Below are 24,829 nucleotides of genomic sequence, written 5' to 3'. Positions count from 1 at the left end.
TCGCCGCCCCCAGCTCGCCGCCCGCAGCCAAGTCGACTTCGCCGGCAGTGAACGTTCTGAATCGCGCAGAATTCGCGCAGAACCTGTGACAAATGGGCTTGGAATGGGCGTGGAATCTGAACAGAATGTGTTCATAATGACTGCTGCGAACGGCCCCATTGATTGGGAGATACGCGGGGTGTCGTGAGAAAATACTGTTGAGCACTACATTCTGGCAAATCTTATAAATGACGGAGGTGTCCGCCGGTGATAGTCATGACAGGAGCCTTTTTCGGGGCTGCTGTCATTGCGTACCCACTGGTCAGGCGCCTCGGTCGCAACGGGTTCTTCTTCCTTGCGCTGGTGCCGTTCGCCGCGCTGATCTTCAGCCTGGCCAAGGTCCCCGATATCTTCGGGTCCGCAGGTTCGCCCTTGGTCGAGAGCATGAACTGGCTGCCGGCGCTCGGTCTCGAGGGGATCTTCCGCCTCGACGAGCTCTCCTGGATCATGAGTCTTCTGGTCACAGGCGTCGGTGCCCTCGTCTTCGTCTACTGTGCCCGGTACTTCCCGCCTGATGAGCCCGGCCTGGCCCGGTTCGCCGCAGTCTTCATGGCCTTCGCCGGAATGATGTACGGACTCGTCGTCGCCGATGAGCTCCTCATGCTCTACCTGTTCTGGGAAGGCACTACGGTCTTCTCCTACCTCCTCATCGGCCATAGCCAATCCCGCCGTCGCTCGCGCCAGGCCGCACTGCAGGCCCTCATCGTCACCACGGCCGGCGGGCTGGCCATGCTCGTGGGCATGATCCTGCTGATGGCTGCGACCGGAACAGGCCAGATTTCCACGCTCATGGAACGCGCCAGTCTCGGTCTGGACACCGGGCCCGTCATCGTCACGGCCGTGATTCTCATCCTCGTCGGTGCGGTCTCGAAGTCCGCGCTGCTTCCCTTCCACTTCTGGCTCCCCGGCGCCATGGCAGCACCGACCCCGGTCAGCGCCTACCTGCACGCAGCGGCGATGGTCAAGGCCGGAATCTACCTCATCCTGCGTCTGGCACCGGGTTACCACGCGCTGCCCGGGTGGTCGGAGACCCTGCTCACGCTGGGTCTGCTCACGATGTTCATCGGCGGCTGGCAGGCTCTGAAGCAGACCGACCTCAAACTTCTGCTCGCCTTCGGCACGGTCTCCCAGCTCGGGTTCCTCACGACGATGGCCTCCTTCGGCACACCCGACATCACCAAGGCCGCGCTGGCGATGCTCATCGCGCATGCCCTGTTCAAGGCCTGTCTGTTCCTGTGCGTGGGCATCATCGACCATCGTGCCGGCACGCGTGACCTGACGAAGCTCTCCGGAGGTTGGAAGGCCTTCCCCGTCGTGGCCGTCTGCGCCACGATTGCCGCAGCTTCGATGTCCGGCCTGCCGCCGCTGCTGGGCTTCGTGGCCAAGGAAGCGGTCTATTCGACCCTGCTGGCCTCTGGGGACAAGGCATCGATCATTGCGCTGATCGGCGTCATGATCGGTTCGATGCTCACCGTGGCTTATTCGGCCCGCTTCGTCTGGGGTGCGTTCTCGAGCAAAGCAGGCGTCGACGACATCGCCCGCCGCGATGAGAAGATCACGCTCATCATCTCCCCGGTCATGCTCACCGTGCTCACCGTGGCGTTGGGACCGGCCGCCGGGCTCACCGACGGCTACTTCGGAGCCTGGACCTCGACACTGCCGGTCATCGACCCCGGCGACGGTGACTACCACCTGGCCCTGTGGCACGGGCTCGAACCTGCACTTGCCCTGTCCGCGATTACGATCGCCGTCGGCCTGGGCCTCTTCGTCCTCCGCGACTCGTTTGCCAAGGTCCAGTCGACGCTGCCTTCGGGCTTGGACTTCCACGACCTCTACAGCAAGCTGATCAGCTGGATGGAGAGGTTGGCCCTGTGGGTCACCTCCCGCACCCAGCGCGGTTCGCTGCCGTTCTACCAGAGCGTGATCTACCTCGTCCTCGTGGCAGGCATCGGTCTGGCCGTGATCTCGAACGACACCTGGAACATCGATTTCAAACTCTTCGACACCCCGCTCGACTTCATCATCGCAGCGGTCCTCATCATCGTCGCGGTCGCAGCCACCCGCGCAAAGAAGCGTTTCACCGCCGTGGTCGTCACCGGAATCTCGGGCTATGCGATGGTCGCCTACTTCGCCTTCGTCGGGGCTCCGGACCTGGCCCTGACCCAGGTCCTCGTCGAGACCATCACCATCGTCGTCTTCGTCCTCGTCCTGCGCCGACTCCCGGCTCGGATCGGTCAGAGCACCGGACGCTTCACCCCGGCCTGGCGCGCCATCATCGGCGCCGCAGTCGGCGTGACCATGATGGTGGTCGTGCTCATCGCCGCCGGTGTGCGCATCAGCGACCCAGTCTCCGTGGACTTCGGTCAGCTCGCCTACGAACTCGGCCACGGCAAGAACATCGTCAACGTGACTCTCGTCGACATCCGCGTCTGGGACACCCTCGGTGAGATCTCGGTCCTCGTCGCTGCCGGCACCGGCATCGCCGGACTGATCTTCGTCCGCGGCCGTGAAGGACACCTCCACCGCTTCGTGTCCCGCCGTGACGGCACCGAGCAGCAGGGGCGGGTGCGCTTCCAGCCCGTCGCCGAGGAGATCGGGAACTTCCACGCCTCTCAGCGCGAGGACGTGACACAGCGGCGAGTCTCCTGGCTCATCGCCGGACGCACACTGGCCCCACGCAACCGATCCATCATCCTCGAAGTCACCGCCCGCCTCGTCTTCCACGCTGTCCTCATCTTCTCCCTCTACCTCCTCTTCGCCGGCCACAACGAACCCGGCGGCGGCTTCGCCGGTGGCCTCGTGGCCGGTCTGGCACTGGTCGTGCGCTACCTCGCCGGCGGTAAATTCGAACTCGCCGAGGCGGCCCCATTCACCCCCTCGGGCATGTTGGGGACCGGAATGATCATGGCCGTGCTCACCGGCGTCGGCGGGTGGATCTGGGGCGACACCGTGTTCAAATCCGTCTATCTCGAGGGCGACATTCCGGTGCTCGGGCACCTGTCGTTTGGAACCTCGACGTTCTTCGACATCGGCGTCTACCTCATCGTCGTCGGCCTCATGCTCGACATCCTCAGATCATTGGGCGCCGAGGTGGACCTGCACCAGGAGCGCGATGAGATGGTGCTGACCAACCGACTCAACCAGTCGTACAACCTTTCGGAGAACTTCAGCGCCGAGGCCGAGCACGATGCGGTCTCCTCGATCCTCGACCGTGTCAACCACCTCGACGTGGACAACGGCGCGGAAGGGGGACGGCTATGACTGTGCCCTTCATCATGGTGCTGGCGATGGGATTCCTCTTCGCCTGTGGCATCTACCTCATGCTCGAACGCTCCCTGACCCGTGTGCTGCTGGGCTTCATCCTCCTGGGCAACGGAGTCAACCTCCTCATCATCCTCACCGCAGGCAGGGGAACCCCGCCGCTGACTGACGGGAAGAACCTGTCCACGGAGGGCATGTCGGATCCGTTGCCACAGGCGCTCATCCTCACGGCCATCGTCATCACGTTCGCGGTCACAGCGTTCCTGCTGGCCATGATCTACCGATCCTGGCGATTGGTTCGCGCCGATTCGCTGCAGGACGACACCGCCGACCTGCAGGTGGCGATCACGAAGATGATCGACTCCGAGGCGGAAGCGAGCACGGACTACGACGACACCGAGTTCGGTGATGAGGCCGAAAGCCCGATCACCGGCGCCATCGACCTCGACGACGACGGCAAGCCCCACGAACGTGAAGACGGCAAGGTCAGCACGGACAGGGCCGAGAACAGCTCGGGCAAGGGCAGGGCCGGGGCCACCTCGGCGAACAAGGACGGCAGAGGTTCCGACGGGACCGAGACGGAGGAGAGGAAATGATTGATCTCCTTCCCGTGCTTGTGCCGCTGCCCGTCCTCCTGCCCCTCCTCGGTGCAGGCTTGGCGCTGGTGCTGTCGAAGCACTCGCGGGCACAGAACATCGTGTCGATTCTGATCCTCAGCGCGGTCATGATCATCTCCCTCATCATGCTCTTCGGCGTCGACGCCCACGGCCCGCAGGTCGTGGCGATCGGCGGGTGGGAGCCGCCCGCAGGGATCGTGCTCGTCGCCGACAGGCTTTCCTCGCTCATGCTCGTCGTATCCTCACTGGTCATCTTGTGCGTGCTCGTCTACGCGCTCAGCCAGGACGCCAACGACGATTCGAACGAGACCCCGATCTCCGTGTTCAACCCCAGCTATCTGGTGCTGTGCGCGGGTGTCGCCAACGCCTTCCTCGCCGGTGACCTCTTCAACCTCTACGTCGGCTTCGAGATGTTCCTCGTCGCCTCCTATGTGCTGCTGACACTGGGTGCCACGGCCGAGCGGATCCGGGCGGGCGTGACCTACGTCGTCGTCTCGCTCGTGTCCTCGATCATCTTCCTGGCAGCGATCGGCGTCATCTACTCGGCGACCGGAACAGTGAACATGGCCCAGCTGTCCGAGCGGCTGAGCGAGCTGCCGCCGGATGTGCAGATGATCCTGCATGTCCTCCTGCTCATCGGCTTCGGCATCAAGGCCGCGATCTTCCCGCTGTCCTTCTGGCTGCCCGACTCCTATCCGACCGCTCCAGCCCCGGTCACGGCTGTGTTCGCGGGGCTGCTGACGAAGGTCGGCATCTATGCGATCATCCGCACCGAGACGCTGCTGTTCGCCGAATCCTCTCTGCGAGTGCCTCTCCTGATAGCGGCAGCATTGACGATGGTGGTCGGAATCTTAGGCGCGATCGCACAGTCGGAGATCAAGAGGATCGTGTCCTTCACCCTCGTCTCCCACATCGGCTACATGCTCTTCGGTGTGGCGCTGGGGACCACTGTCGGACTCTCTGCCGCCATCTACTACACGGTTCACCACATCATCGTCCAGACCGCACTGTTCCTGGCCATAGGAATGGTGGAAATGCGAGGTGGGTCGACCTCGACCAGGTCCTTGGGTGGGCTCATGGTGCTCTCACCGGCGCTGTCGATCGTCTTCTTTATCCCTGCCCTCAACCTCTCCGGCATCCCGCCGTTCTCCGGGTTCATCGGCAAGGTCGCCCTCTTCGCCGCCGGCTTCTCCGATCACGACTGGTTGGCCATTGCGCTCATCGTCGCCGGCACCGTGACCAGCCTGCTCACCCTCTACGTCATCGGACGTACCTTCAACCTGGCCTTCTGGCGCGACCCCGCGGATGCGGAGGAGCCGAACGAAGAGCTGGTCGCAGAATTCGCCGAACGCAAGAAGGCCAAGCTCGCGGGCAAGCCCTGGAAATCACAGATCGGCGTTCCGGGATCGATGTTCGCCGCCACCACAGTGGTTGTCATAGCCTCCATCGTCCTCACTGTCTTCGCGGCCCCGCTGTGGGGCATGGCGAACCGTGCTGCGGAGAACCTGCAGACGCCGGTCGGCTACGTGAGCGATGTGCTCGGGGGTGATGGCTCGTGAGTCCCAACCGGCCTCGGATGACGAAACGCAGAAGCTTCGTCCAACAGCTCGTTCTGGTGTTCTTCCTCGTCCTGTTGTGGGTGATGCTCTGGGATGCGGTGTCGCTCATGCACATCATCACGGGCATCATCCTCGCCTTCGTCGTGACCCGAGTCTTCTACCTGCCGCCGGTGGTGCTCTCCGGCAGGTTCAACATCATCCACGCCCTCAGCTACGGACTGTGGTTCCTCTATTCGCTCATCATCGCCTCTGTCGAGGTGGCTTGGTACGCATTCCGGCCCCGCGCGGTGGGCGCCGGATCGGTCATCGCCTGCGATCTGCGCACGAGTTCGGACCTTCTGATGACACTCGTAGCTGACACTGCCAGCCTCATCCCCGGATCGATCATCGTCGACAGCGACCGGGCGCTGGGCGTCCTCTATCTGCACGTCCTCGACTGCGATTCCGAGGAGAAGGTCCTCGCTGCCAAAGAGCTGGTCTACCATATCGAAGAGCTGCTCATCAAAGCCCTCGGCTCCCACCGTGACCTCGCCGCACTGAAGGTCAACCCCGATCCGATGGCCGATGAACGCGGAGGTGACCGATGAGCCAGATCGTCCTCGACACACTCATCGTCGCCGCCTCGGTGCTGCTGGCCACATCGGCGATCATCGCCCTCTACCGCATCGTCCGCGGGCCCTCGATCCTCGATCGCATGATCGCCACCGACGTTGTGCTGGCCTCCATCATGTGCGGTTTGGGTGGGTTCATGGCCTTGTCCGGTCGCACGGATCTCCTGCCCGTGCTCATCGTGCTGGCGATGCTCGGATTCGTGGGCTCCGTCAGCGTCTCCCGGTACGTGTCCAAGTCCGATTCCATGACTCCCGGCGCCGAGGTGGGCTCACTCAGTGACTTCTCCAGCTCGGACTGGCACATGCCCAAGGAATCAGCCGATGACGCCGAGGGGCACAGTGACACCGAGACCCTCCAGCAGACACCATCCCCGGTCGGTGAGGAGTGGTCCGATGACGTGGCCCGCGGAATCTCCGATGTCGCCGACGGACCCGATGCGATCACCGTGCAGGAAGACGAAGGGCCGGTGACCGTGGGACTCGACCAGGGGACCGACCCCGGTGCCGTTGCCGACCCCGGCGGCGAACCCAGCGTCGATCCCGGCGCTGACCCCAGCGCCGAACCCAGCGCCGAACCCAGCGTCGATCCCGATGCCGACCCGGATGCTGAGGGCGAGGGGATGGGCACGGGGCCCGACTCGGGACCCGAAGACTCCGACGACGGTGAGCGCACCGGACCTGAACCGGATGAAGAGGAAGGGGGACGCCGATGATCCTCGACATCATCTCTGCGGTGCTCATCCTCCTCGGCGGGGTGCTGTCGCTGGCTGCCGCGCTGGGTCTGCTGCGCTTCGGCGATCTCCTCTCACGCATGCACGCGAGTGCAAAGCCCCAGATCCTGGGGCTGCTGATGGTGGCTGTCGCGATTGCGATCCAGTACCCGGCATGGTCGACGGTGACGACGTTGGCGATCATCATCTCGTTCCAGCTCGTCACGATTCCCGTGGCCACGCACATGGTCGGACGCGCCGGTTATCGCACCAAGCACCTGCGTCGTTCTATGCTGTACCGAGATGAGCTCGCCGAGGCGGTCGATCGGGCAGAAGCCAGGGAAGCCGCGTGGGAACGCAGAAGAGGAAGCGGAACGGACCACAATGACGGTTGACACTCAGCACGGACCCCAGCCCTTGGTGCTGGTCGCCGACGACGAACCCGATGTCCTCGGCGCCGTTGTCCCCTTCCTCGAACGCTCCGGTTTTCGGGTGCTCGCCGCCAGTGATGGTCTGTTGGCCCTCGATGAGATCCACCGGCACAATCCCGATGTCTGCGTCCTCGACGTGCTCATGCCCGGTGCCGATGGCAGACAGGTTCTGCGGCGACTGCGCCAGGAGGAGAACTGGGTCCCGGTTCTGCTGCTGACCCAAGTCGGAGAGGCCGTCGAGCGGGCGATGGCGCTCGAAGAGGGCGCCGACGACTATCTCAACAAGCCCTTCGACCCACATGAGCTCGTGGCGCGCATCCGCGCTGTGCTGCGTCGGACCCGAACAGATGGACCGCCCCTGGCCACGGCTCCGGTGCTGGCTTCGAGCTTCGGCTTGCGCGTCGATCGTGTGGGCAGGCGCGCATGGATGGGCAATCGCGAACTTGTCATCACCCCCAAGGGCTTCACCCTGCTGGAATACCTCATGGTCCACAAGGACGAACTCATCGAACGGTCTCGTCTGCTTGAGATCCTGTGGGGCTTCGAAGAGGCCGTGGGCACTCGTGCGGTGGATTCCCGTGTGGCCGAACTGCGCCGAGTCCTCGGGGAGGACGCCGCCGAACCTCGGTGGATCGCCACCGTGCAGGGTCGGGGCTACAGATTCGTCGGTGAGGTCCGAGGCGAAGATGGTCAGAGGTCACCATGACGAACTTTCTGGTCTTCGAGATCCAGATCTGGCTGTTGCTGCTCCTGCTGTTCCTCGTGCTGGCAGGCTTGGCCGTCGGCGCTTTCTTCGCCTGGAGGTATCTGCGCAGACGTGAGGCCGCACTGAAGGAGTCGATCGAGACAGCGGCGAGTGAGGACTCCCTGGCCAAACGCAATCGGATGCTCATCCGGCTGGACCACGAGCTGAAGAATCCGCTGACCGCTCTGCGCACCTCGGCCGCGAGCATCCGCGACGTCGTCCGTGAGGGCGGCTCGATCACCGAAGTCGAATCCTCAGCCAAACAGGTAGACATCTCCTCGCGCCGGGTCGCGCGCCTCCTGGCCGACCTGCGCAAACTCGCCGATGTCGAGACCCGCATCATCGAATACTCCCGAGTCGATCTCGATCGGCTCATCCACCAGGCCGTCGAGGATGCATCGACGGCACCCGGCGCCGAAGATCGCATGATCGTGGCCACGGTCGCCCGTGCCCCCTGGCGTCTGCCCGACGTCGCCGGTGAGGAAGATCTGCTGCTCACAGCGATCCTCAACCTGCTGGGCAATGCGCTCAAATACTCCTCTCAGGCCGAAGTCGTCGAACTGCGTGCCAACGAGCAGATCATCGACAGCCACCGCTGGGTCGTCGTCGAGGTGGCCGACACCGGCAGCGGCATTCCGCTGACCGAGCAGGAGCAGGTGTGGGACGAACTCTCACGCGGCTCGCGCGTTCGTGCAGTGGCCGGTTCCGGCATGGGACTGTCACTGGTGCGGGCGATTGTGACCCGTCACGGCGGTTCGGTGCAGCTGTTCAGCCAAGAAGGTGTGGGCACCTCGGTGCGTATGGTGCTGCCGGTCCTCGGCGACGCCGCGCAGGTGACGGTGCCGCCGATGGCCGATCAGGTCGGGCATGCCGCGGCCGGATCTCATCCGGTCCAGCCAGTGCAGCTTCCCGACTCGGGGCAGACTCCCGGCTTCCTGCCTCCCCGGCAGCCCAATGAGGCGGAGCTTCAGGGACGGATCCTGGGCACACCGCGACGAACCTCGAAGCGACGCCTCGAGCGAGTCGACGGCAACCTCGTGCACCGGTCGACCGGAGAATCCCTGAGCGGCGGTTTCCCACCGGACTCTGGTCAGCACTCCCAGTTCAAGCCCGGCCCAGGCGTGGGCCGCTCACCCGGGAACCCACAGGCAGCGCCGCAGTCAGGGCCCCAACCTGGACCCCAGTCGGGGCCGGTGCAGGGTGCCGGCAGTCCGCAGTCGGGACCGCAGCAGGCCTATGGGAGTCAGCCGGGACCGCAGCGGGCCTATGGGAGTCAGCCGGGACCGCAGCAGGCCTACGGAAGTCAGCCAGGACCGCAGCAGGCCTGGCAGCAGCAACCGCCGCAGCCTCAGCAGCCTCCGGCGCAGCCGCCTCAGACACAGCAGCCTGATTCGGGACAGCAGCCACGCAGCCGCCGTGAGCTGCGTTCGAGGGAAGAACGGTGATGACACACGCTGCGAAGGTGCGAACAGTCGTGGCAGGAGCGGCACTGATCAGCCTTGCCCTCAGCGGCTGCTCGGCTCTGCAGATCCGCACCGCAGAACGGGATTCCGGTCCCGTCCGTGTGGCAGTGCAGAAGAAGGGCGGCGAGAACCCCACCACGGCACCCGCTGACGACGGGATCCCCGAAGGGATGAAGGAAGTCTCGGTCAACCTCGGCGCCGAATGCCCCGTCGACGTCAGCCTTGCGATGACAGATGACTGGACCCAGGGATCGGCCAACGACGATTTCCACTCCTTCTCCCGCGGCACCTCCGTCACCGACGCCGACGCGATCCTCATCACCTGCAGCAAAGGCTACGACGAGTCTCCACAGTCAATCGTCGATGCGAAGAAGAAATACACGTTCGCGGAGCCGGACTCCTCGGTGCTCTCTCAGCGCACGGGCAGCCTCGCGGCCGGATCCTACTGGTCTTACCAGGGTGTGCTCGGCCCGACGGAGATCTTCGCGATCAACCAGGAGCCGACGGTCATGTACGGGACCCGGATCGGATATCAGACAAATGGGCGCCTCGTCGACATCGGCGTCGAGATGCGCGCTCTCGAAACGGACGCGGACGCGGCAGAGGAGTTCAAGCAGATGCTGCCTACGGTCACCATCGACGGCGAGAAGGTTCCCGCCCCGAGATTCAAATAGAAGTCTGCAGGCCCGAACATCGGCGATGATCCTAGGATGGTTCTATGACGATCAACGACGCTGTGACTGCTCTCCTCGATGCCCGCCGACTGCAAGGCCTCCTGACGAACCAGACCGGCCGTGTCATCGCCCAGTATTCCCTCCTCAACGCCGAGGGCAGCAGCTACCTCTCCCACCTGGCAGATATCAGCGGTGAACGACCGCGCCGAATCACCCGCGGCGATCAGTCCATCGGCCCGGCCGCCATCAGTGACTCGGGCACCGTCTACTTCGCGGCCAAGCGCACCGGCGAAGACGGCAAGGATGTCGAAAGCCCCAGCCTCTGGGCCCTGCCGGAGACCGGGGAAGCACGCAAGCTCGCCGATCACGACGGCGGATTCTCCCGAATCGAGGTCAAAGGCCACTCCATGATCGTGCAGTTCCCCGTCCACACCTGGGCCGCGAACGAGGACGAACATCAGGAATACAGTCAGGAACGCAGAAAATCGAAGGTCAGCGGAATCCTCCACACGGGTTTCCCCATCCGCCGCTGGGATCACGACCTGGGCCCGGGACAGGAGACCCTCGCGGTCGCAGACCTGAGCGAGATCGCCGACGAATTCGACGATGACCTCACCCCCGACGCCACACGGGGCGCTGCTGAATCCGAGACGACCACGTCCGACGGCGCCACGTCCACAACCCCGACCGCCGGGGCCACCAGCTGCAGCGAAGATTCGACCACAGCCGCTTCCACCGGACTCACTTTTCGCTACCTGCCGCTGCCGCCGGGACGGCTCGTCGACTGGGCCGTTGACGAGGAAGCACAGTTCGTTCTCGTCCAGGTCGAGAAGCCGATCCCGGGTCAGCTCGAGGCCAGCGAGATCTGGCAGATCGACCTGCACAGACACAGTGCACCCCGCCTGCTGGTCGAGGCTGCCGCCGACCACGGTTTCGGCGTCGACGCGATCAGCCCCGACGGAACCCATGCCCTGGTCACCCGCGAGCAGTTCTGGACGTCGAAGACGAACCTGTCCGCGACGCTCATGCTCCTCAACCTCGACACAGGGTCATTGGAGACAGTCTGGCCCGAAGCCGATCACTGGTTCGACCCCGTCTGGGCCGACGATTCGACGATCGTGGCAACCGCTGACGACCACGGACGCGGCAGTGTCTTCATCGGTGATGTCAACGACGAACAGCCTCGGCGGCTAGTGGGCGGTCCGGGGCAGAAATATGCCTTTGCAGGACTGCAGGTGCAGGGAGTCACGGTCGTGGCAACCGCCTCGGCGATCGATGTCGCACCGCTGCCCATCGCCATCGACCTGATCTCGGGCCAGATCAGCGAGCTCGCCAACCCGGCGAACGTCATCGACGGGGCAGGCACCCTCACCGAGGTGGCCGCCGTTGGTGACGACGGCACCGAGGTGCGAGCCTGGTTGGCTCTGCCCGACGAGGAAGGGCCGTTCCCACTCGTCGTATTCGCCCACGGCGGGCCCTGGGGGTCCTGGAACGCCTGGACTTATCGGTGGAACCCGGGACCGTTCGCGGCCGCCGGATATGCGGTGCTGCTGCCGGATCCGGCGATCTCCACCGGCTACGGCCAGTCGATGATCGACCGCGGTCAGCAGGAACTGGGCGGGGCACCCTTCACGGACATCCTCGCACTCACGGATGCGGCCATCGAACGCCCCGACATCGATGCCGATCGCACCGCTCTGGCCGGCGGATCCTACGGCGGGTACATGGCGAACTGGGTGGCCGGGCACACCAGCGAACGGTTCAGATGCATCATCACGCACGCCTCCCTGTGGAACACGACGTCGATGGGACGGACCACGGACAACGCCTCCTGGGACGTGGCCATGCGGAAGCAGTCGGGGACGTACTCGCCGCACCTGTTCGCCGACCGGATCGAGGTGCCGATGCTCGTCATCCACGGTGACAAGGACTACCGGGTGCCCATCGGGCAGGGGCAGGAACTCTGGTACGACCTGCTGTCCCGGTCGAAGACACCGCTGGACGCGGAGGGGCACACTCAGCATCGCTTTCTGTACTTCCCCGACGAAGGACACTGGGTGGCCGGTCGCGGCAATGCCGAGGTCTGGTACCGCACGGTCCTGGCGTTCCTCGACAGGCACGTCCTCGACATCGACGCCCAACGCGCCCGCACTCTGGGGTGAGACACAGCCCGTGCGCAGACGTCGCACCAGCGCGGGCCGGTCACACCTGTTTGAGACCGGTCGGCCACTTTGCTCCATTGGCCCAATACGCTGAGATCTCGGTCAGGTCGCGGCCCTTGGTCTCCGGGGCGAAGCGGAAGACGAAGAGGAACGCCAGCGCGGCCAGCACACCGAAGACGAGGAAGACGCCGGCACCGCCGATGAGGTCGAGCAGGTCCGGGAAGAACTGCGCCACGATCGCGTTGGCGACGAGGTCGGAAGTCAGCATCAGCGAAGCACCCAAGGCCCGGTACTTCGAGGGGAAGGTCTCACCCGCGTAGACCCACACGAGGGAGCCGAAGCCGAAGGTGTAGCCCATGGTGAAGGCGATGATGCCGATGACGCCGAGGACGGTTCCCCAGTGGGTGCTTCCTGCCTCTCCGCCGAGGCTGAAGACGAGCACCAGTACCAGTGTCGACACGATCATGATGCCGATACCCGTCAATAGCACCGGGCGGCGGCCGAGGCGGTCGACGATGAACATCGACACGATGACCGCCACGAGTGCGAAGGTCTGGACGACGGCGGGCAGGCCCAACAACGACCCGTAACCTTCGAACCCCATCGACTCGAAGATCGAAGGGGCGTAGTAGATGGTGGCGTTGATGCCGGTGATCTGGATGAAGAAGCCCAGGCCGATGACGAACATCGTGGCCTTGAGCAGGTGCCCGCGGAACATGTCGACCAGCCGGCCGCTGTCCTGGGTGAGCTCGCCGCGGATCAGAGCGATCTCGTGGTCGATGTCGCGGTCGGGTTCGAGTGCGCGCAGTGCGGTCGCGGCCTCGTCCTCCCGCCCTTTGAGCATGAGCCAATGTGGAGTCTCTCGAGTTCGCAGCAGCAGAATCAGGACGATGATCGCAGGCAGCGCCGCCAACCCGAGCATCAGTCTCCAGGATTCGATGAGGGCAAGGCCCCAACACACGAGGTAGCCGGCGACGATGCCGATGACCGTGGTGACCTGGTAGGCCACGAGCAGTCCGCCGCGAACATTGGTCGGTGACGACTCGGCGATGAAGACAGGCACGACGGCCAGGGCGACGCCGATCGAGACGCCGAGGAGCAGGCGCGCCAGCAGCAGAGTCAGGTAGCCGGGGGCAAGACCGGAGATCACGGAGAAGAGGATGTAGCCGCCGGCGATGACGAACATCGTCTTCTTCCGCCCGATCGAGTTCGACAGGGAGCCACCGAAGAGGGCCCCGACGATCTGGCCGATGACTACGGCAGTGGCGAGTCCGCCCAGTTCAGCGTTGTTCAGGCCGAGGTCGGTCTCGAGGAAGAGCAGTGCACCGGCGATGTTGGAGATGTCGTAGCCGTAGGTGATGCCGAGTGCGATCGCGGCGAACGCGACGATGATGACGAGTCGGGGTGCTCGTTTGAGGTCGGTGAGAAAAGCCATGTTGCTGCTCCTTCGTCAGACTGGCTTGAGAATATGCCGCGCCGGAGTGCGGTGTGTGATTGTGGTGCACGTTACACACAAGCGCACTTGAATACTATCTGTCAAGCGATAAATATGCCATGATTATGATTGTTTAAACGTCAATACAATCAGGAGGATGATCGATGTCGGGTCGCGGCGAGTTCATGGCACAGGAACTGCGAAGCCAACCAGAGACTTGGGAGCGGGTTCTGAACCTCGAGGCTCCGAGCTCTGCACTGCCGCAGGACGGGGAGCGGATCGCGGTCATCGGCTGCGGGTCCTCGTGGTTCGGCGGGCAGGTGTTCGCCTCCCTGCGGGAGACGCTGGGCAAGGGCGAGACCGATGCCTTCACCGCCAGCGAGTACCCCACGCATCGGAGCTACGACCGCATCATCGCGATCTCTCGATCCGGCACCACCACCGAGCTCGTCGACGCCCTCGAGCATCTCGGCGATCGCGCACCGGTCACCGCCATCGTCGGCAGCGACGGATCGCCGATCGCTCAGCGCGCCACGGACGTCATCGCCCTTGATTTCGCCGATGAGCGATCCGTCGTGCAGACGAGGTTCGGCACCTCAGCCATCGCAGCCATGCGCTCCTGGCTGGATCAGGGAAGCCAGCTGGAGACCGCGATACGGGACGCGAAGGCCGTCCTTGCGGGAATCTCGCCCGACTTCTCCGAATTCGATGACAGCCTCCTTGATGATGAACTCATCGACGCCGAGCAGTTCAGCTTCCTGGGTCTGGGGTGGACGTGGGGTCTGGCCAACGAGGCCGCGCTGAAGCTGCGTGAGTCCGCGCAGACCTGGACCGAATCGTACTCGTCGATGGAGTACCGCCACGGGCCCATCGCCATCGCCGCGAAGGGGCGCGTGACCTGGCAGCTCGGTGATGCTCCGGCAGGGCTGCGCGAGCAGGTCGAGGCCACGGGGGCCAGATTTGTCGAATCCGACCGCGATCCGTTGGCCGAGCTCGTGCGCCTGCACGCACTCGCACTCATCAGGGCCCGCCGCCTCGGCGTCGACCCCGACAATCCGCGCTCACTGACACGGTCGGTGGTCCTGGGCGGATGACGGCGCGCGCAGAGATCCTCCGCGTTGCCGAAGGGCTGAGCCTGGGTGCCGGTCCAGTGGCGCTGGCCGTCGATGTCGGAGGTACCGGGATCAAGGCTGCGCTGTTCGACTCCGCCGGCCGGCTCGTCGACGCGCTGACCGCCCCCACCCCGGAATGTACGCAGAGTGCGGCGTCGGAGGTCATGGACGTCATCGCGGACTTCCGTTCGACCTTCGGCGCGGACCACAAGGGACATCCCATCGCCGAGGCGGCCGTGGTCATCCCCGGAATCGTCGACGAGGCCAGTGGGACCGGAATCCATTCCGCAAATCTCGGGTGGCGCAATGTGCCGTTCCGATCGTTGCTGAGCGAGAGCCTGAATCTGGAGGTCAGGCTCTCCCATGATGTGCGATCAGCCGGACGGGCCGAATTCGAGCTGATCGAGGACACTCCCGATGACGCCGTGATGATCACCATCGGCACGGGCATCGCCGCGGCGATCCGAGTCGGCGGTCGGCTCATCTCCGCGGGCGGCTATGCGGGTGAGGTGGGATTCACCGAGGTCAGCGTCGACACCGCCGAAGGGCTGTTCCGCGGGCCGATCGAGCACATCGCCTCGGCGTCGTCGATCGCGAAGCGGTATTCGCAGCGCAGCGGGACTACGGTCGCAGGGTCCTTGGACGTGCTCGACGCCGTGCATGCCGGTGATCCGATTGCACGACAGGTGTTCGCCGAGGCGGTCGACGGGCTCGGTGCTGTGTGTGCACAGATCGCGGCGGTCGTCGCACCGGAGACGATCATCCTGGGAGGCGGCTTGAGTGGGGCCGATGAGCTCCTCGACGGAGTGGAGGCGGCGCTGCAGTCCCGGCTGGACTTCCACCGGATGCCGAGTATCCGCCGGGCTGGCTTGGGCCCTGTCGCCGGGCTCATCGGTGCTGGCCTGCTGACGAGGGATCCGGCATGAGCATCGGGCGCGCAGAGGTGCGGGCCGTGGAGGTGCAGGCGGCGGAGGGGCAAGCCATGGAGGTGCAGCCCGCGGATGAGCCGCGCGTGATCACCGTGACGCTCAGCCCCGCCTGGGACATCACCATCACCGTTTCGCATCTGGACCTGGGACGTTCGCACCGAATCGATCCCGCAGTCGGCAGGCTCGGCGGCAAGGGGATCAACGTGGCCCGGGTCCTGGCCGACACCGGGATCGGAGCGTATGTGCAGGGCCCTGCTGCAGGCGAGTACAGGCCCGAGGCCGACAGCTCAGCAGGCGTCGAAGCCTCGGCTGCCCTCGGCCCGGTCTGGGACCTCACTCCGACTCCGAGCAGGCTTCGACGCAGCTATGCCGTCGTCGAAGGGTCCGGACGTGCCACCGTGCTCAACGAGACAGCCGCGAAGCACCCGCCCGAGGTGTGGGATGCACTGTCGGAGTCCATCAGTCGACGGCTGTCCGAGCCGGCAGTGACCGTGCTCGTTCTCTCCGGCTCCACCCCGGCAGACTGTCCCGAAGACTTTCACACCAAGCTGGTGAGAGCAGCGCATGCGGCCGGAGTCAGCGTCATCGTCGACACCTCAGGGCCCGGACTGCTCCGGGCGGCTCGGGCCGGTGCCGACTGGGTGAAGCCGAATGCGGAGGAACTGAACGAACTGTTCGAACACAAGGACCTGATCGCCTCGGCGGGGGAACTGGTCAGTGCCGGAGCCCGCAATGTCCTTGTCTCCCGTGGGGAGGATGGGATGGTCCTCGTCGACCGGACCGGGCAGCGCGGCATCGCGCGTCTGGACAGAGTACTGCAGGGCAATCCCACGGGAGCCGGCGACGCTTGTGTGGCGGCCCTGGCCCGGTGCCTGGCCGCGAAGTCGCAGGGTGATGAGGCGGCTCGGCTGCCTGACGAAGACGTTCGCGCGATCCTCACGGAGGCGGTCGCACTCTCCGCCTCTGCGGTGCTCATGCCCCAAGCGGGGCAGATCCACCCCGATTGGCAGAAACTGAGACACGACGTCGTCATCACGAGGGAGCAGACATGACCAGGGCCGCTACGACCGATCTGCTGACCGGGACGGACGCCGCTATCTGCGCATTCAACGTCATCCACCTGGAATCCGCCGAGGCGATCGCGGCCGGTGCTGAACAGGCAGAGGCGCCCGTCATCATGCAGATCTCCGAGAACTGCGTGAAATACCACGGCAGCCTGGCTCCGATCGCCCGCGCCGCGATGGCCATTGCAGAATCCGCGCGGGTCCCCATCGCCGTCCACCTCGATCACGCGACCGACGTCGACCTTGTGACCGAAGCTCTGGAACTCGACTTCGACTCCGTGATGTACGACGGAGCGCACCTGAGCTTCGCGAAGAACTGCGCGATCACCGCCGAAGTGGTCCGTCGTGCCCACGGACGCGGAATCGGCGTCGAGGCAGAACTGGGAGAGATCGGCGGAAAGGACGGTGCACACGCACCCGGTGTGCGCACTGACCCGAGCGCGGCAGCCGAGTTCGTGACGGAGACTGGAGTCGACGCACTGGCCGTGGCCATCGGCACCTCGCACGCGATGGTCGAGCGGACCAGCCGCCTCGATCTCGAACTCATCGCCGAGCTGGCCGCCAGGCTGCCGGTTCCCCTGGTCCTGCACGGCTCCTCGGGCGTCGCCGATGATGAGATCCGCAGAGCGGTGGCCGCGGGCATGGCCAAGATCAACATCTCCACCCACCTCAATAAGCTCTTCTCAGACTCCGTGCGTGCGACCCTGGAGGCCCACCCGGACATGGTCGACTCACGGAAATACTTCGGACCTGCGCGTGAGGTCTTCGCAGCCGAAGCGGCCCGCCTGATCGGCCTCCTTTGCAATCCCCTCGGCCAGGACAGAGACTGACTCTATGAGTACGCGTGAGGACCGCCTTGACTCCATCCTGTCGAAACTCGATCGGGAGACATCCGTCGGCGTGGAGGCACTCAGTCAGGAGCTGAATGTCTCCCTGGCCACGATCCGTCGCGACCTCGACCTGCTCGAACAGCGCAGGCTCGTCGAACGCACCCACGGCGGAGCCACCAGGCGTGCCGTCGACTACGACCTGTCGCTGCGCTACAAGGAGGCAGCCTCTGCAGAGGCGAAGGCGGCGATCGCACGAGCGGCGGTCGACCGGATCACCCCCGGCTCCGTCATCGGGCTCTCCGGTGGCACGACCACATTCATGGTCGCCGACGCCCTGAGCCGACGCGACGATCTCCTCCACGACCTCACCATCGTCACCAATGCCGTCGACATCGCCAACAGACTCGCCATCCACCCGGGCATCAAGGTCATCGTGTGCGGGGGAGTCATCAACACATCGAGCTTCGAACTCGTCGGATCCTTCGTTGACTCCGTGCTGCGCAGCATCTGGCTCGACCTCGCGTTCGTCGGTGTCCACGCGATCTCCGCCTCTTCTGGGGGCATGACAGCCAACGAAGACGAGGCCTATGTCAACCGACTCATGGCCGAACGCGCGGAGCAGGCTGTCGTCGTCGCCGACTCATCGAAGTACGGCAGACGATCCTTCGCTTCGGTCGGCGGCACCGAAGTCTTCCAGACGATCATCACCGACTCCCAGCTCGAGGCGGTCGCCGCCACTGAGTTGATCCAAGCTGGGTACGACGTGGAGCTCGCACCGATGCAACAGGAGGGCCGATGAGCAGGCAGACTGCAGACGCGCCCGCGGACACGATCATCCACAACTCAATCATCCTCGACGGCGATCCGGCTGGCTTCACCGTGGACACGGCCGATGACTGGCTTGCCGAAGCAGGGGGAGTCGTCATCGCACGCGGCCGCGGTTCGGGCTGGCAGGACCTGAGCACCTCGGCGAGAGTGAGGACCATCGATGCAGAAGGCGCCTACCTGGCCCCCGGTTATGTCGACATCCACTGCCATGGGGCCGGCGGTTCAAGCGCCGAGGACGGGGATGACGGACTCGATGAGGTGCTCGCCGTCCACCGCCGGCACGGAACCCGGGCGCTCGCCCTCTCCTTCGTCTCGGACACGATCGAGGGCCTCTGTGACTCCCTGACGACCGGAGTCAGGCTGGTGAGGGAGAAGCCTGGCGTGCTCGGGCTGCATGCCGAAGGTCCGTTCCTGTCCCCGGACTTCAAGGGCGCCCACGCGCCCGAAGTTCTCACGCGCCCCACCACCGAGGCGGTCGAATCGATCCTGAGGGCTGCTGACGGAACGTTGGCCCAGATCACGATCGCCCCCGAACTGCCCGGTGCGCTCGACGCGATCTCACGGTTCACCTCGGCGGGGGTGAGCGTGGCCATCGGGCACACCGCGGCCGACTACGAGGAAGCGGCCCGAGCCTTCGACGCGGGCGCGAGCATCCTCACCCACACGTTCAACGCGATGCCCGGCATCCACCACCGGGCGCCCGGCCCGATCCTCGCCGCGATCGAGGCAGGTCACGTCACGCTCGAGCTCATCAACGACGGAGTGCACGTGGCGGCCGCTCCTGCAAGGATGCTGACGAGCCTGGTGCCCGGCAGGATCGCGCTCATCACCGATGCCATGGCCGCGACAGGGATGGCCGACGGTCGGTACATGCTCGGATCTCTGCCGGTGCAGGTGGAGGATTCCGTGGCACGGCTGCTGGGCGAGGACGGTTCGACCGGGTCCATTGCCGGCTCCACCCTGACCATGGAAGATGCGGTGATGAGAGCAGTCACCGAGGTGGGCATGACCCCGCTTGAGGCGATCCGGGCCGCAAGCCTGGTGCCGCTGCGGGCACTGGGAGTCATCGCCGAAGACGAGCTCAGTCTACTGCGCGTGGGAATGCCCTCCGAGCACCTGCTGCTGAACGCGGACATGAGCATCCGAACAGAGAACATGGCACGATAGGAGACATGGATGCCCTGCTCCTCATCGACACCGACGACGCCAGTTACATCTCCGACGACAACGCCGAGATCTTAGTCGACATCGTCGGCCGTACTCGCACCGTCGGCGGTGTCCTCATCTTCGCCTCGACGAAGGACGAACTCGTCGACGTCGACGATGAGGAACTGTCCATCTTCGTGCCCGACGAAGAAGACCTCGTGCTGCGTTCGGAGAAGCCTGACGTCTTCGACGGCATCCGAGACCTGGCTCCCGGCCTCCACGACATGGGCGTTGACCGCATCGTCATCGCCGGTGGTGATGTGACCACTATCGCGAATTCCGAGGATGCAGATGCGCCGGTCGACGCAGGTGCGCCGGACGGCGCGGATGCTCCGGACGGCGTAGGCAGCACGGATGATGCGGATGACGCAGACGCTTCCGACGACACCAGCTCCGGCGATCTGCCGGGATCGGTTCGTGCCTCCGCGATGGCCGCTCTCGTCTGCAACTTCGACGTCATCGTGCTCTCCGATGCGGTGATCGATCCCGAAGGCCAACCCGTGACCTGGCTGGACTCGGCCGAAGAGGCTGGAGCCATGATCAAGAAGACCGCTGACACCTGGCTGAGGATGTAATTTCCGAGGGCACCGAGCAACGCAGCTCAGCTCAAGACCCATTCTTCTTGGGTGGTGACGGGGTCGCTCTGGCGCCATAGACCTTATTGGTTCTACACTGTGTAGAAGATTTGAGTCTCCTGAGGCTCAGCTATGAGGTCATCTGCGCGAGCATCCCAAGGAGAGGAGAGGCATGACCGGGTCGAACAAGTCGGTTCGTGCTCTCTTCGCCGCGCTCATGACGACTCTGCTGGCCGTGCTCATGCACGTCGGCGCCGGTGGCACGACCTCGTTCGTCGGCATCGTGATCGTCTTCGTCTTCGCCCTATGGGCAGCAATGATCCTTGCTGGTCGTCGGCTCGGGTATCTGGCATTGGGGTCACTGCTCGGCTTGGGCCAGATCCTCATGCACCTGTCGATGGGCTGGTTCACCGCCGCACCCGCCTCCACCGGTGCAACGACGACCGGAACGGCCATGGGCCACCAGCATATGAACCATGGGACCGGTGCCCTCGACTTGGGCCAGGCTGGGTCGATGTCCCATCCGATGTCGCACATGGCCGGTGACGGCTCGAGTGCGAGCCTGGCCATGGTGCTCGCTCACATCGCCGCGGTCATCGTCACCGCAGTGGCACTCAAACGCGGCGAAGACATCATCCTCACCATCCTGCAGCTGGCGGTGGGGCCGGTCGCCACCGCACTCCGGTCACTCGCCGAGGCGGTCGGCGTACTGGCCGAATTCCCGACCCGACTCGTCCAGGGCGAGTTCCATCTGCCACAGGCCATCACCTCTGCCGTTGTCGGCCCGAACTACCGACGCGGACCGCCCGCTCTCGTCTGAACTCAGAATCTCACCATCGGCGGATACTCCGCCGACTCACACATCATTGGTGACAGCCATGCACCGTCGCAGACGAGACGTACCGTGTGCCCGATCGCGTCCATGCGACTGATCGCGCCCGATCGAATCGGCGTCCGATCGCGTCCGCGTCGACGCTGGTCGCGACCTGTGCCCGGCTGCACCGACAAGTTGAAAGTGCAGACGAAATGCGAAAGAACACCACCCTGATGGCCACCATGTCAGTTGCCTTCATGATCGGCCTCAGCGCTTGCAACCAGAGCCAGGCGAGCGAGCCCGAAGAGACGAGCAGCTCCCAGGTCAGCGTCGAATCCCTGAGTCTCGACAACGCCTGGGTCAAGGCCGCAGACGACGGCATGACCGCTGTATTCGGAGAACTCAAGAACAACAGCGACAAGGACATCAATTTAGTCGCCGCGAAATACGATGACGCCGACCAGGTCCGACTCCACGAGACGCTCGAAGACAACTCGGGAGGAATGTCGATGCAGGAGAAGAAGGGCGGCTTCACGATCCCTGCGGATACGTCCCTGAGCCTCAAGCCCGGGGGCGATCACATCATGGTGATGGGGCTGGCGAAGCCGATCAAGCCGGGCGAGGAGATCTCGTTGGAGCTCGTCACCGCCGATCAGCAGAGCTTCCCGGTGACCGCCATCGCCAAGGACTATTCGGGTGCGCAGGAGGACTACGCCCCTGGCGAGGCCGATGGCGAAGGTGACGGCGCCGACCATAAGGACATGGACCATGACGAGACGGACCGCGGGGACAGCGGTGACGACTGAGCCCGAGTCCAGAGATGCCTCTTCTGACTCTCACGGCTTCAGCCGCCGACGCCTCATCGCATCGGCGGCCGCGGCCGGAGGCACGGGAGTGGTCGGTGCCGTCGCAGGTTTCGGTGTGGGACGCTCCGGTGCTGGCAGCCGTGCCGAGGCCACGCCGTCCCGGGATCTCAGCGGAGCCAACGGCCCGATCACCGAACCGTTCTACGCCCCACACCAGTCCGGGGTGGAGACTCCTCCGCAGGCTCATGCGCACTTCCTCGCATTGACTCTGAAACCCGGAATCAACGCCGCCGAGGTGGTCCGCTGGCTGCGACTGCTCACCGCAGATGCCGCCGCCCTGACGCAGGGCAGCGGCCCACTGGCCGACTCCGAACCCGAACTCGCCGCCGATCCGGCGCGCCTGACGGTCACATTCGGATTCGGCCGAGGCCTCGTGAAGCTGGCGGGGCAGAAATCCGTGCCGAGCTGGTTGGGTCCGCTGGAGAAGTTTCCGATCGATGATCTCGATCCGGACCGGTGCACCGGAGATCTGCTCCTGCAGATCTGCGGTGACGATCCGCTGACCTTGGCACATGCCCGAAGGATGCTGTGGAAGGATTCCCGGACCTTCGCCGAGGTGGCCTGGCAGAGGGATGGGTTCCGCCGTTCTTACGGCAGCAAAGCAGAGGGGAAGACCCAGCGGAACCTCTTCGGACAGTTGGATGGGACAGCCAGCCCCGGATCCGGATCCGAAGACTTCGCGCGCATCATCTGGGGGCAGGGCACCGGCCGGGAAGATGCGGTGTACTCCGCGCGCGGGGAACCGCCGGACAACCTCGGCGCGCATCTGCCTGAGTGGATGCGCGGGGGGACGACCCTGGTGCTGCGCGATATCGCGATGAACTTGGACACCTGGGATAGGGCTGATCGGCCGGCACGCGAGTTCGCGACGGGACGGACCCTCGATCAGGGAGCACCGGTGTCAGGAACTGACGAGTTCGATGCTCCCGACTTCACCGCGGTCGACAAGCGCGGACTGACGAAGATCTCGGCGGCTTCGCATGTGGCCAGGGCTCGCGATGGGCTGGGCCCGGAGACTCAGATCCACCGGCGAACGTTCAACTACGAGACGGGCGCGGGGGAAGGGGCCGGACTGCTGTTCGCATCGTTCCAGGCCGACATCGACCGGCAGTACCTGCCGATCCAACGCCGCCTCGCCGAGGTGGATCTGCTCAATGAGTGGACCACGCCGATCGGGTCGACGGTGTGGGCGATTCCGCCGGGCATCAAGGAGGGGGAGTACATCGGGCAGAGCCTCTTCGAGAGTTGATTTGGTTCAGAACAACGGGCGGGGGAGTGCATCTTCGAATTCGAGCAGCCAGCGCTTGGTGGCCAACTCCTCGCCGCGACGACCGCCGGAGTAGCCGCCCAGCCCATCGCTGGCCACGACTCGATGGCAGGCGATGACCAGCGGGAGCGGATTCAGGCCCATGATGCTGCCGATTGCCCGTGCGGGGATTCCCCTTCCGCTGCGGCGGGCAAGCTCGCCGTAGGTGACGGTGGTGCCGGGCTCAACCGTCTCGTCGAGAGTGGTGAGCACCGTCCGCGCGGTCGCCGAGATCTGCCCCAGGTCCAGGGGCAGATCGAAGGTGGTCATGGTCCCGTCGAAGTAGGCGCGAAGCTGTCGCAGTGCTTCGACGAGGAGAGGGTCGGTGTGGTCAGCGTCGGGGCCAGCAGCGCCCAGACCGGTGTCGTCGAGTTGGCCGAATTCTGTGTCCGTCTCTCGCCAAGTGACTCGGGTGATGGACCTCCCGTTGCTGGTGACGGTGATGGGGCCGACGGGAGTGCCCGTCGTCGCTTGAGAAGAATCATCCTCGGCATGGAACTCGTACGAACTCATCGTCATGCATCTCCTCCCTGTCAGTGCAAACCTAGCGTATTATTACGGCCGGGCCATAGGGTGCTGTTGAGGGTCACGGCGCTGAGTTCGTTCAACATTCTGCAAAAGACCCTCCGGCTCTTGTGAATGAGCCGAAGGGTCTTTCGCATGGGTTGGATCACTTCTCTTCGTCGGCGATCTCACCTTCATAGGCGTCTGGGTTCGCCTTCAGCCACTCGGTAATGGCCTTATCGCCCTCGTCCTTGTATTTGTTGACGACCATGTCTTCGAGGTCACCGTACTGAGCATCATCGAGCTTGATCTTGCTGATGTAGTCAGCAGCCTCGGAGAACTCGTCGCTGAAGCCCTTGGTGGCTGTGAAGTGAAGCTTCTCAGCATCACCCATGGCACCCTTGGGGTCCTTGAGGTCCTTGACCGGGTAGGCATTGTTCGCCCAGAACGGACGCCACAGGGTGACGACGATGTCTTCCTTGTCGTCGGTGGCGTTGCCGAGTTCGGTGAGCATGGCCGCAGTCGAGGAGGTGACGAGTTCGTACTCCTTGTCCAAGCCGTACTTGGGGATCATCCCCTTCGTCGCCTTGGTCAGACCGGCGCCGGGCTCGATGCCGATGATCTTCCCGTCGAAGTCTTTGCCCTTGCCCTTGAGGTCTTCGATCGAGTTGATGTCCTTCATGTACTTCGGCACCGCAATGGTGAGCACGGCGTTGTCGTAGTACGCGCCGACGTCTTCGAGCTTGTCGCCGTACTCGTCCATGTACTGCTTGTGCGTGACCTCAGGCCACGACGAGGGGTACATGTCGACATCGCCGTTGGCGACTCCGGCATAGAGGACAGCAGCGTCACTGAAGGTTTCGGTCTCGACGTTGTAGCCGAGCTTGCTGAGCTGGTTCTCCAGCAGCAGCGAGACGCTCTGGCCATCGGTCCAGCCGGTGACGTAGCCGAGCTTGATATCGCCCTTGTCTCCGCCGCCTCCTTCGTCCTTCGCAGCTTCCTGCGAACAACCGGTCAGGGCCAGGCCGAGAGCTGCCACTCCGGCGACGAATGTGGTGAGGAATCTATTTTTCATTTCGTGTTCCTAT

At 64.6% G+C, this 24,829-nt stretch carries 23 protein-coding genes; 20 read left to right on the top strand and 3 right to left on the bottom strand.

Annotated elements, in window-relative coordinates; translation table 11 throughout:
* Positions 1-255 precede the first annotated feature (255 nt).
* From PGC08_RS18305 to PGC08_RS18260, 10 genes are read left to right on the top strand one after another with little or no spacing between them, the layout of a single operon-like run.
* The gene (locus PGC08_RS18305; protein WP_271709103.1) at positions 256-3,300 is read left to right on the top strand and encodes a Na+/H+ antiporter subunit A; all 3,045 of its coding nucleotides are present in this window, start codon (positions 256-258) and stop codon (positions 3,298-3,300) included.
* Positions 3,297-3,896: a Na(+)/H(+) antiporter subunit C gene (locus tag PGC08_RS18300; protein WP_271709102.1), complete on the top strand. Its 600-nt coding sequence runs from the start codon at positions 3,297-3,299 to the stop codon at positions 3,894-3,896. The genes PGC08_RS18305 and PGC08_RS18300 overlap by 4 nt, the downstream gene beginning before the upstream one ends.
* Positions 3,893-5,476 carry a Na+/H+ antiporter subunit D gene (locus PGC08_RS18295; protein ID WP_271709101.1) on the top strand — a complete coding sequence of 528 codons (1,584 nt, stop codon included), beginning with the start codon at positions 3,893-3,895 and terminating at the stop codon, positions 5,474-5,476. The genes PGC08_RS18300 and PGC08_RS18295 overlap by 4 nt, the downstream gene beginning before the upstream one ends.
* A 17-nt stretch (positions 5,477-5,493) precedes the next feature.
* The gene (locus tag PGC08_RS18290) at positions 5,494-6,063 is read left to right on the top strand and encodes a Na+/H+ antiporter subunit E (RefSeq protein WP_271709100.1); all 570 of its coding nucleotides are present in this window, start codon (positions 5,494-5,496) and stop codon (positions 6,061-6,063) included.
* Positions 6,060-6,800, top strand: a complete 741-nt coding sequence (locus PGC08_RS18285) for a monovalent cation/H+ antiporter complex subunit F (RefSeq protein WP_271709099.1) — start codon at positions 6,060-6,062, stop codon at positions 6,798-6,800. The genes PGC08_RS18290 and PGC08_RS18285 overlap by 4 nt, the downstream gene beginning before the upstream one ends.
* Positions 6,797-7,192, top strand: coding sequence for a monovalent cation/H(+) antiporter subunit G (gene mnhG / locus PGC08_RS18280; RefSeq protein WP_271709098.1), 396 nt, complete (start codon positions 6,797-6,799; stop codon positions 7,190-7,192). Before PGC08_RS18285 ends, mnhG begins: the two co-directional genes overlap by 4 nt.
* Positions 7,182-7,934 (top strand): response regulator transcription factor, encoded by a 753-nt coding sequence (locus tag PGC08_RS18275; protein WP_271709097.1) that lies wholly within the window; start codon positions 7,182-7,184, stop codon positions 7,932-7,934. The genes mnhG and PGC08_RS18275 overlap by 11 nt, the downstream gene beginning before the upstream one ends.
* The gene (locus PGC08_RS18270) at positions 7,931-9,418 is read left to right on the top strand and encodes an ATP-binding protein (protein ID WP_271709096.1); all 1,488 of its coding nucleotides are present in this window, start codon (positions 7,931-7,933) and stop codon (positions 9,416-9,418) included. The genes PGC08_RS18275 and PGC08_RS18270 overlap by 4 nt, the downstream gene beginning before the upstream one ends.
* On the top strand, positions 9,418-10,110 hold the full coding sequence (locus PGC08_RS18265) for a hypothetical protein (protein WP_271710084.1): 693 nt from the start codon (positions 9,418-9,420) through the stop codon (positions 10,108-10,110). The genes PGC08_RS18270 and PGC08_RS18265 overlap by 1 nt, the downstream gene beginning before the upstream one ends.
* Before the next feature lie 44 nt (positions 10,111-10,154).
* Positions 10,155-12,272, top strand: coding sequence for a S9 family peptidase (locus PGC08_RS18260; protein WP_271709095.1), 2,118 nt, complete (start codon positions 10,155-10,157; stop codon positions 12,270-12,272).
* Positions 12,273-12,312: 40 nt separating this feature from the next.
* Here PGC08_RS18260 and PGC08_RS18255 read toward each other — a convergent pair whose 3' ends face one another.
* Positions 12,313-13,707, bottom strand: a complete 1,395-nt coding sequence (locus tag PGC08_RS18255) for a sugar porter family MFS transporter (RefSeq protein ID WP_271709094.1) — start codon at positions 13,705-13,707, stop codon at positions 12,313-12,315.
* Between the two features lie 164 nt (positions 13,708-13,871).
* On the opposite strand from PGC08_RS18255, the gene PGC08_RS18250 reads away from it, so the two are divergent.
* The 10 genes from PGC08_RS18250 to PGC08_RS18205 all read left to right on the top strand — a co-directional run bounded on the left by PGC08_RS18250 (position 13,872) and on the right by PGC08_RS18205 (position 23,180).
* Positions 13,872-14,801, top strand: coding sequence for an SIS domain-containing protein (locus tag PGC08_RS18250; protein ID WP_271709093.1), 930 nt, complete (start codon positions 13,872-13,874; stop codon positions 14,799-14,801).
* Positions 14,798-15,745: an ROK family protein gene (locus PGC08_RS18245; RefSeq protein WP_271709092.1), complete on the top strand. Its 948-nt coding sequence runs from the start codon at positions 14,798-14,800 to the stop codon at positions 15,743-15,745. The genes PGC08_RS18250 and PGC08_RS18245 overlap by 4 nt, the downstream gene beginning before the upstream one ends.
* A complete protein-coding gene (locus PGC08_RS18240) occupies positions 15,742-16,800 on the top strand; it encodes a 1-phosphofructokinase family hexose kinase (RefSeq protein WP_271709091.1) in 1,059 nt (352 codons plus the stop codon). The genes PGC08_RS18245 and PGC08_RS18240 overlap by 4 nt, the downstream gene beginning before the upstream one ends.
* The gene (locus PGC08_RS18235; RefSeq protein WP_271709090.1) at positions 16,797-17,642 is read left to right on the top strand and encodes a class II fructose-bisphosphate aldolase; all 846 of its coding nucleotides are present in this window, start codon (positions 16,797-16,799) and stop codon (positions 17,640-17,642) included. Before PGC08_RS18240 ends, PGC08_RS18235 begins: the two co-directional genes overlap by 4 nt.
* Before the next feature lie 4 nt (positions 17,643-17,646).
* A complete protein-coding gene (locus PGC08_RS18230) occupies positions 17,647-18,441 on the top strand; it encodes a DeoR/GlpR family DNA-binding transcription regulator (RefSeq protein ID WP_271709089.1) in 795 nt (264 codons plus the stop codon).
* Positions 18,438-19,637, top strand: a complete 1,200-nt coding sequence (locus PGC08_RS18225; protein ID WP_271709088.1) for an N-acetylglucosamine-6-phosphate deacetylase — start codon at positions 18,438-18,440, stop codon at positions 19,635-19,637. Before PGC08_RS18230 ends, PGC08_RS18225 begins: the two co-directional genes overlap by 4 nt.
* Positions 19,638-19,642: 5 nt before the next feature.
* Positions 19,643-20,251 (top strand): hypothetical protein, encoded by a 609-nt coding sequence (locus tag PGC08_RS18220; RefSeq protein WP_271709087.1) that lies wholly within the window; start codon positions 19,643-19,645, stop codon positions 20,249-20,251.
* Between the two features lie 172 nt (positions 20,252-20,423).
* Positions 20,424-21,071 carry a hypothetical protein gene (locus PGC08_RS18215; protein ID WP_271709086.1) on the top strand — a complete coding sequence of 216 codons (648 nt, stop codon included), beginning with the start codon at positions 20,424-20,426 and terminating at the stop codon, positions 21,069-21,071.
* A 206-nt stretch (positions 21,072-21,277) separates the two neighbouring features.
* A complete protein-coding gene (locus PGC08_RS18210; RefSeq protein ID WP_271709085.1) occupies positions 21,278-21,871 on the top strand; it encodes a copper chaperone PCu(A)C in 594 nt (197 codons plus the stop codon).
* Positions 21,834-23,180, top strand: a complete 1,347-nt coding sequence (locus PGC08_RS18205) for a Dyp-type peroxidase (protein WP_271709084.1) — start codon at positions 21,834-21,836, stop codon at positions 23,178-23,180. Before PGC08_RS18210 ends, PGC08_RS18205 begins: the two co-directional genes overlap by 38 nt.
* 6 nt (positions 23,181-23,186) lie before the next feature.
* On the opposite strand, the gene PGC08_RS18200 is transcribed toward PGC08_RS18205, so the two are convergent.
* Together PGC08_RS18200 and PGC08_RS18195 are read right to left on the bottom strand one after the other, a co-directional pair.
* Positions 23,187-23,756 (bottom strand): methylated-DNA--[protein]-cysteine S-methyltransferase, encoded by a 570-nt coding sequence (locus tag PGC08_RS18200; RefSeq protein ID WP_271709083.1) that lies wholly within the window; start codon positions 23,754-23,756, stop codon positions 23,187-23,189.
* 151 nt (positions 23,757-23,907) lie between these two features.
* Positions 23,908-24,816, bottom strand: coding sequence for a glycine betaine ABC transporter substrate-binding protein (locus PGC08_RS18195; RefSeq protein WP_271709082.1), 909 nt, complete (start codon positions 24,814-24,816; stop codon positions 23,908-23,910).
* Positions 24,817-24,829 lie beyond the last annotated feature (13 nt).

Source organism: Brevibacterium sp. BDJS002, from assembly GCF_028201555.1.
GTDB classification, from domain to species: Bacteria; Actinomycetota; Actinomycetes; order Actinomycetales; family Brevibacteriaceae; genus Brevibacterium; species Brevibacterium aurantiacum.
Note: the sequence above shows the minus strand (reverse complement) of the source record. Positions and strands in the feature narration are given on the sequence as shown.

Coding starts and splice junctions, on each gene's coding strand:
- mnhG (WP_271709098.1), top strand. CDS start 6,797: ATGATCCTCGACATCATCTCTGCGGTGCTCATCCTCCTCGGCGGGGTG.
- PGC08_RS18205 (WP_271709084.1), top strand. CDS start 21,834: ATGACGAGACGGACCGCGGGGACAGCGGTGACGACTGAGCCCGAGTCC.
- PGC08_RS18290 (WP_271709100.1), top strand. CDS start 5,494: ATGACGAAACGCAGAAGCTTCGTCCAACAGCTCGTTCTGGTGTTCTTC.
- PGC08_RS18300 (WP_271709102.1), top strand. CDS start 3,297: ATGACTGTGCCCTTCATCATGGTGCTGGCGATGGGATTCCTCTTCGCC.
- PGC08_RS18245 (WP_271709092.1), top strand. CDS start 14,798: ATGACGGCGCGCGCAGAGATCCTCCGCGTTGCCGAAGGGCTGAGCCTG.
- PGC08_RS18210 (WP_271709085.1), top strand. CDS start 21,278: ATGCGAAAGAACACCACCCTGATGGCCACCATGTCAGTTGCCTTCATG.
- PGC08_RS18305 (WP_271709103.1), top strand. CDS start 256: ATGACAGGAGCCTTTTTCGGGGCTGCTGTCATTGCGTACCCACTGGTC.
- PGC08_RS18270 (WP_271709096.1), top strand. CDS start 7,931: ATGACGAACTTTCTGGTCTTCGAGATCCAGATCTGGCTGTTGCTGCTC.
- PGC08_RS18265 (WP_271710084.1), top strand. CDS start 9,418: ATGACACACGCTGCGAAGGTGCGAACAGTCGTGGCAGGAGCGGCACTG.
- PGC08_RS18195 (WP_271709082.1), bottom strand. CDS start 24,816: ATGAAAAATAGATTCCTCACCACATTCGTCGCCGGAGTGGCAGCTCTC.
- PGC08_RS18295 (WP_271709101.1), top strand. CDS start 3,893: ATGATTGATCTCCTTCCCGTGCTTGTGCCGCTGCCCGTCCTCCTGCCC.
- PGC08_RS18240 (WP_271709091.1), top strand. CDS start 15,742: ATGAGCATCGGGCGCGCAGAGGTGCGGGCCGTGGAGGTGCAGGCGGCG.
- PGC08_RS18235 (WP_271709090.1), top strand. CDS start 16,797: ATGACCAGGGCCGCTACGACCGATCTGCTGACCGGGACGGACGCCGCT.
- PGC08_RS18225 (WP_271709088.1), top strand. CDS start 18,438: ATGAGCAGGCAGACTGCAGACGCGCCCGCGGACACGATCATCCACAAC.
- PGC08_RS18230 (WP_271709089.1), top strand. CDS start 17,647: ATGAGTACGCGTGAGGACCGCCTTGACTCCATCCTGTCGAAACTCGAT.
- PGC08_RS18215 (WP_271709086.1), top strand. CDS start 20,424: ATGACCGGGTCGAACAAGTCGGTTCGTGCTCTCTTCGCCGCGCTCATG.
- PGC08_RS18255 (WP_271709094.1), bottom strand. CDS start 13,707: ATGGCTTTTCTCACCGACCTCAAACGAGCACCCCGACTCGTCATCATC.
- PGC08_RS18275 (WP_271709097.1), top strand. CDS start 7,182: ATGACGGTTGACACTCAGCACGGACCCCAGCCCTTGGTGCTGGTCGCC.
- PGC08_RS18285 (WP_271709099.1), top strand. CDS start 6,060: ATGAGCCAGATCGTCCTCGACACACTCATCGTCGCCGCCTCGGTGCTG.
- PGC08_RS18200 (WP_271709083.1), bottom strand. CDS start 23,756: ATGACGATGAGTTCGTACGAGTTCCATGCCGAGGATGATTCTTCTCAA.
- PGC08_RS18220 (WP_271709087.1), top strand. CDS start 19,643: ATGGATGCCCTGCTCCTCATCGACACCGACGACGCCAGTTACATCTCC.
- PGC08_RS18250 (WP_271709093.1), top strand. CDS start 13,872: ATGTCGGGTCGCGGCGAGTTCATGGCACAGGAACTGCGAAGCCAACCA.
- PGC08_RS18260 (WP_271709095.1), top strand. CDS start 10,155: ATGACGATCAACGACGCTGTGACTGCTCTCCTCGATGCCCGCCGACTG.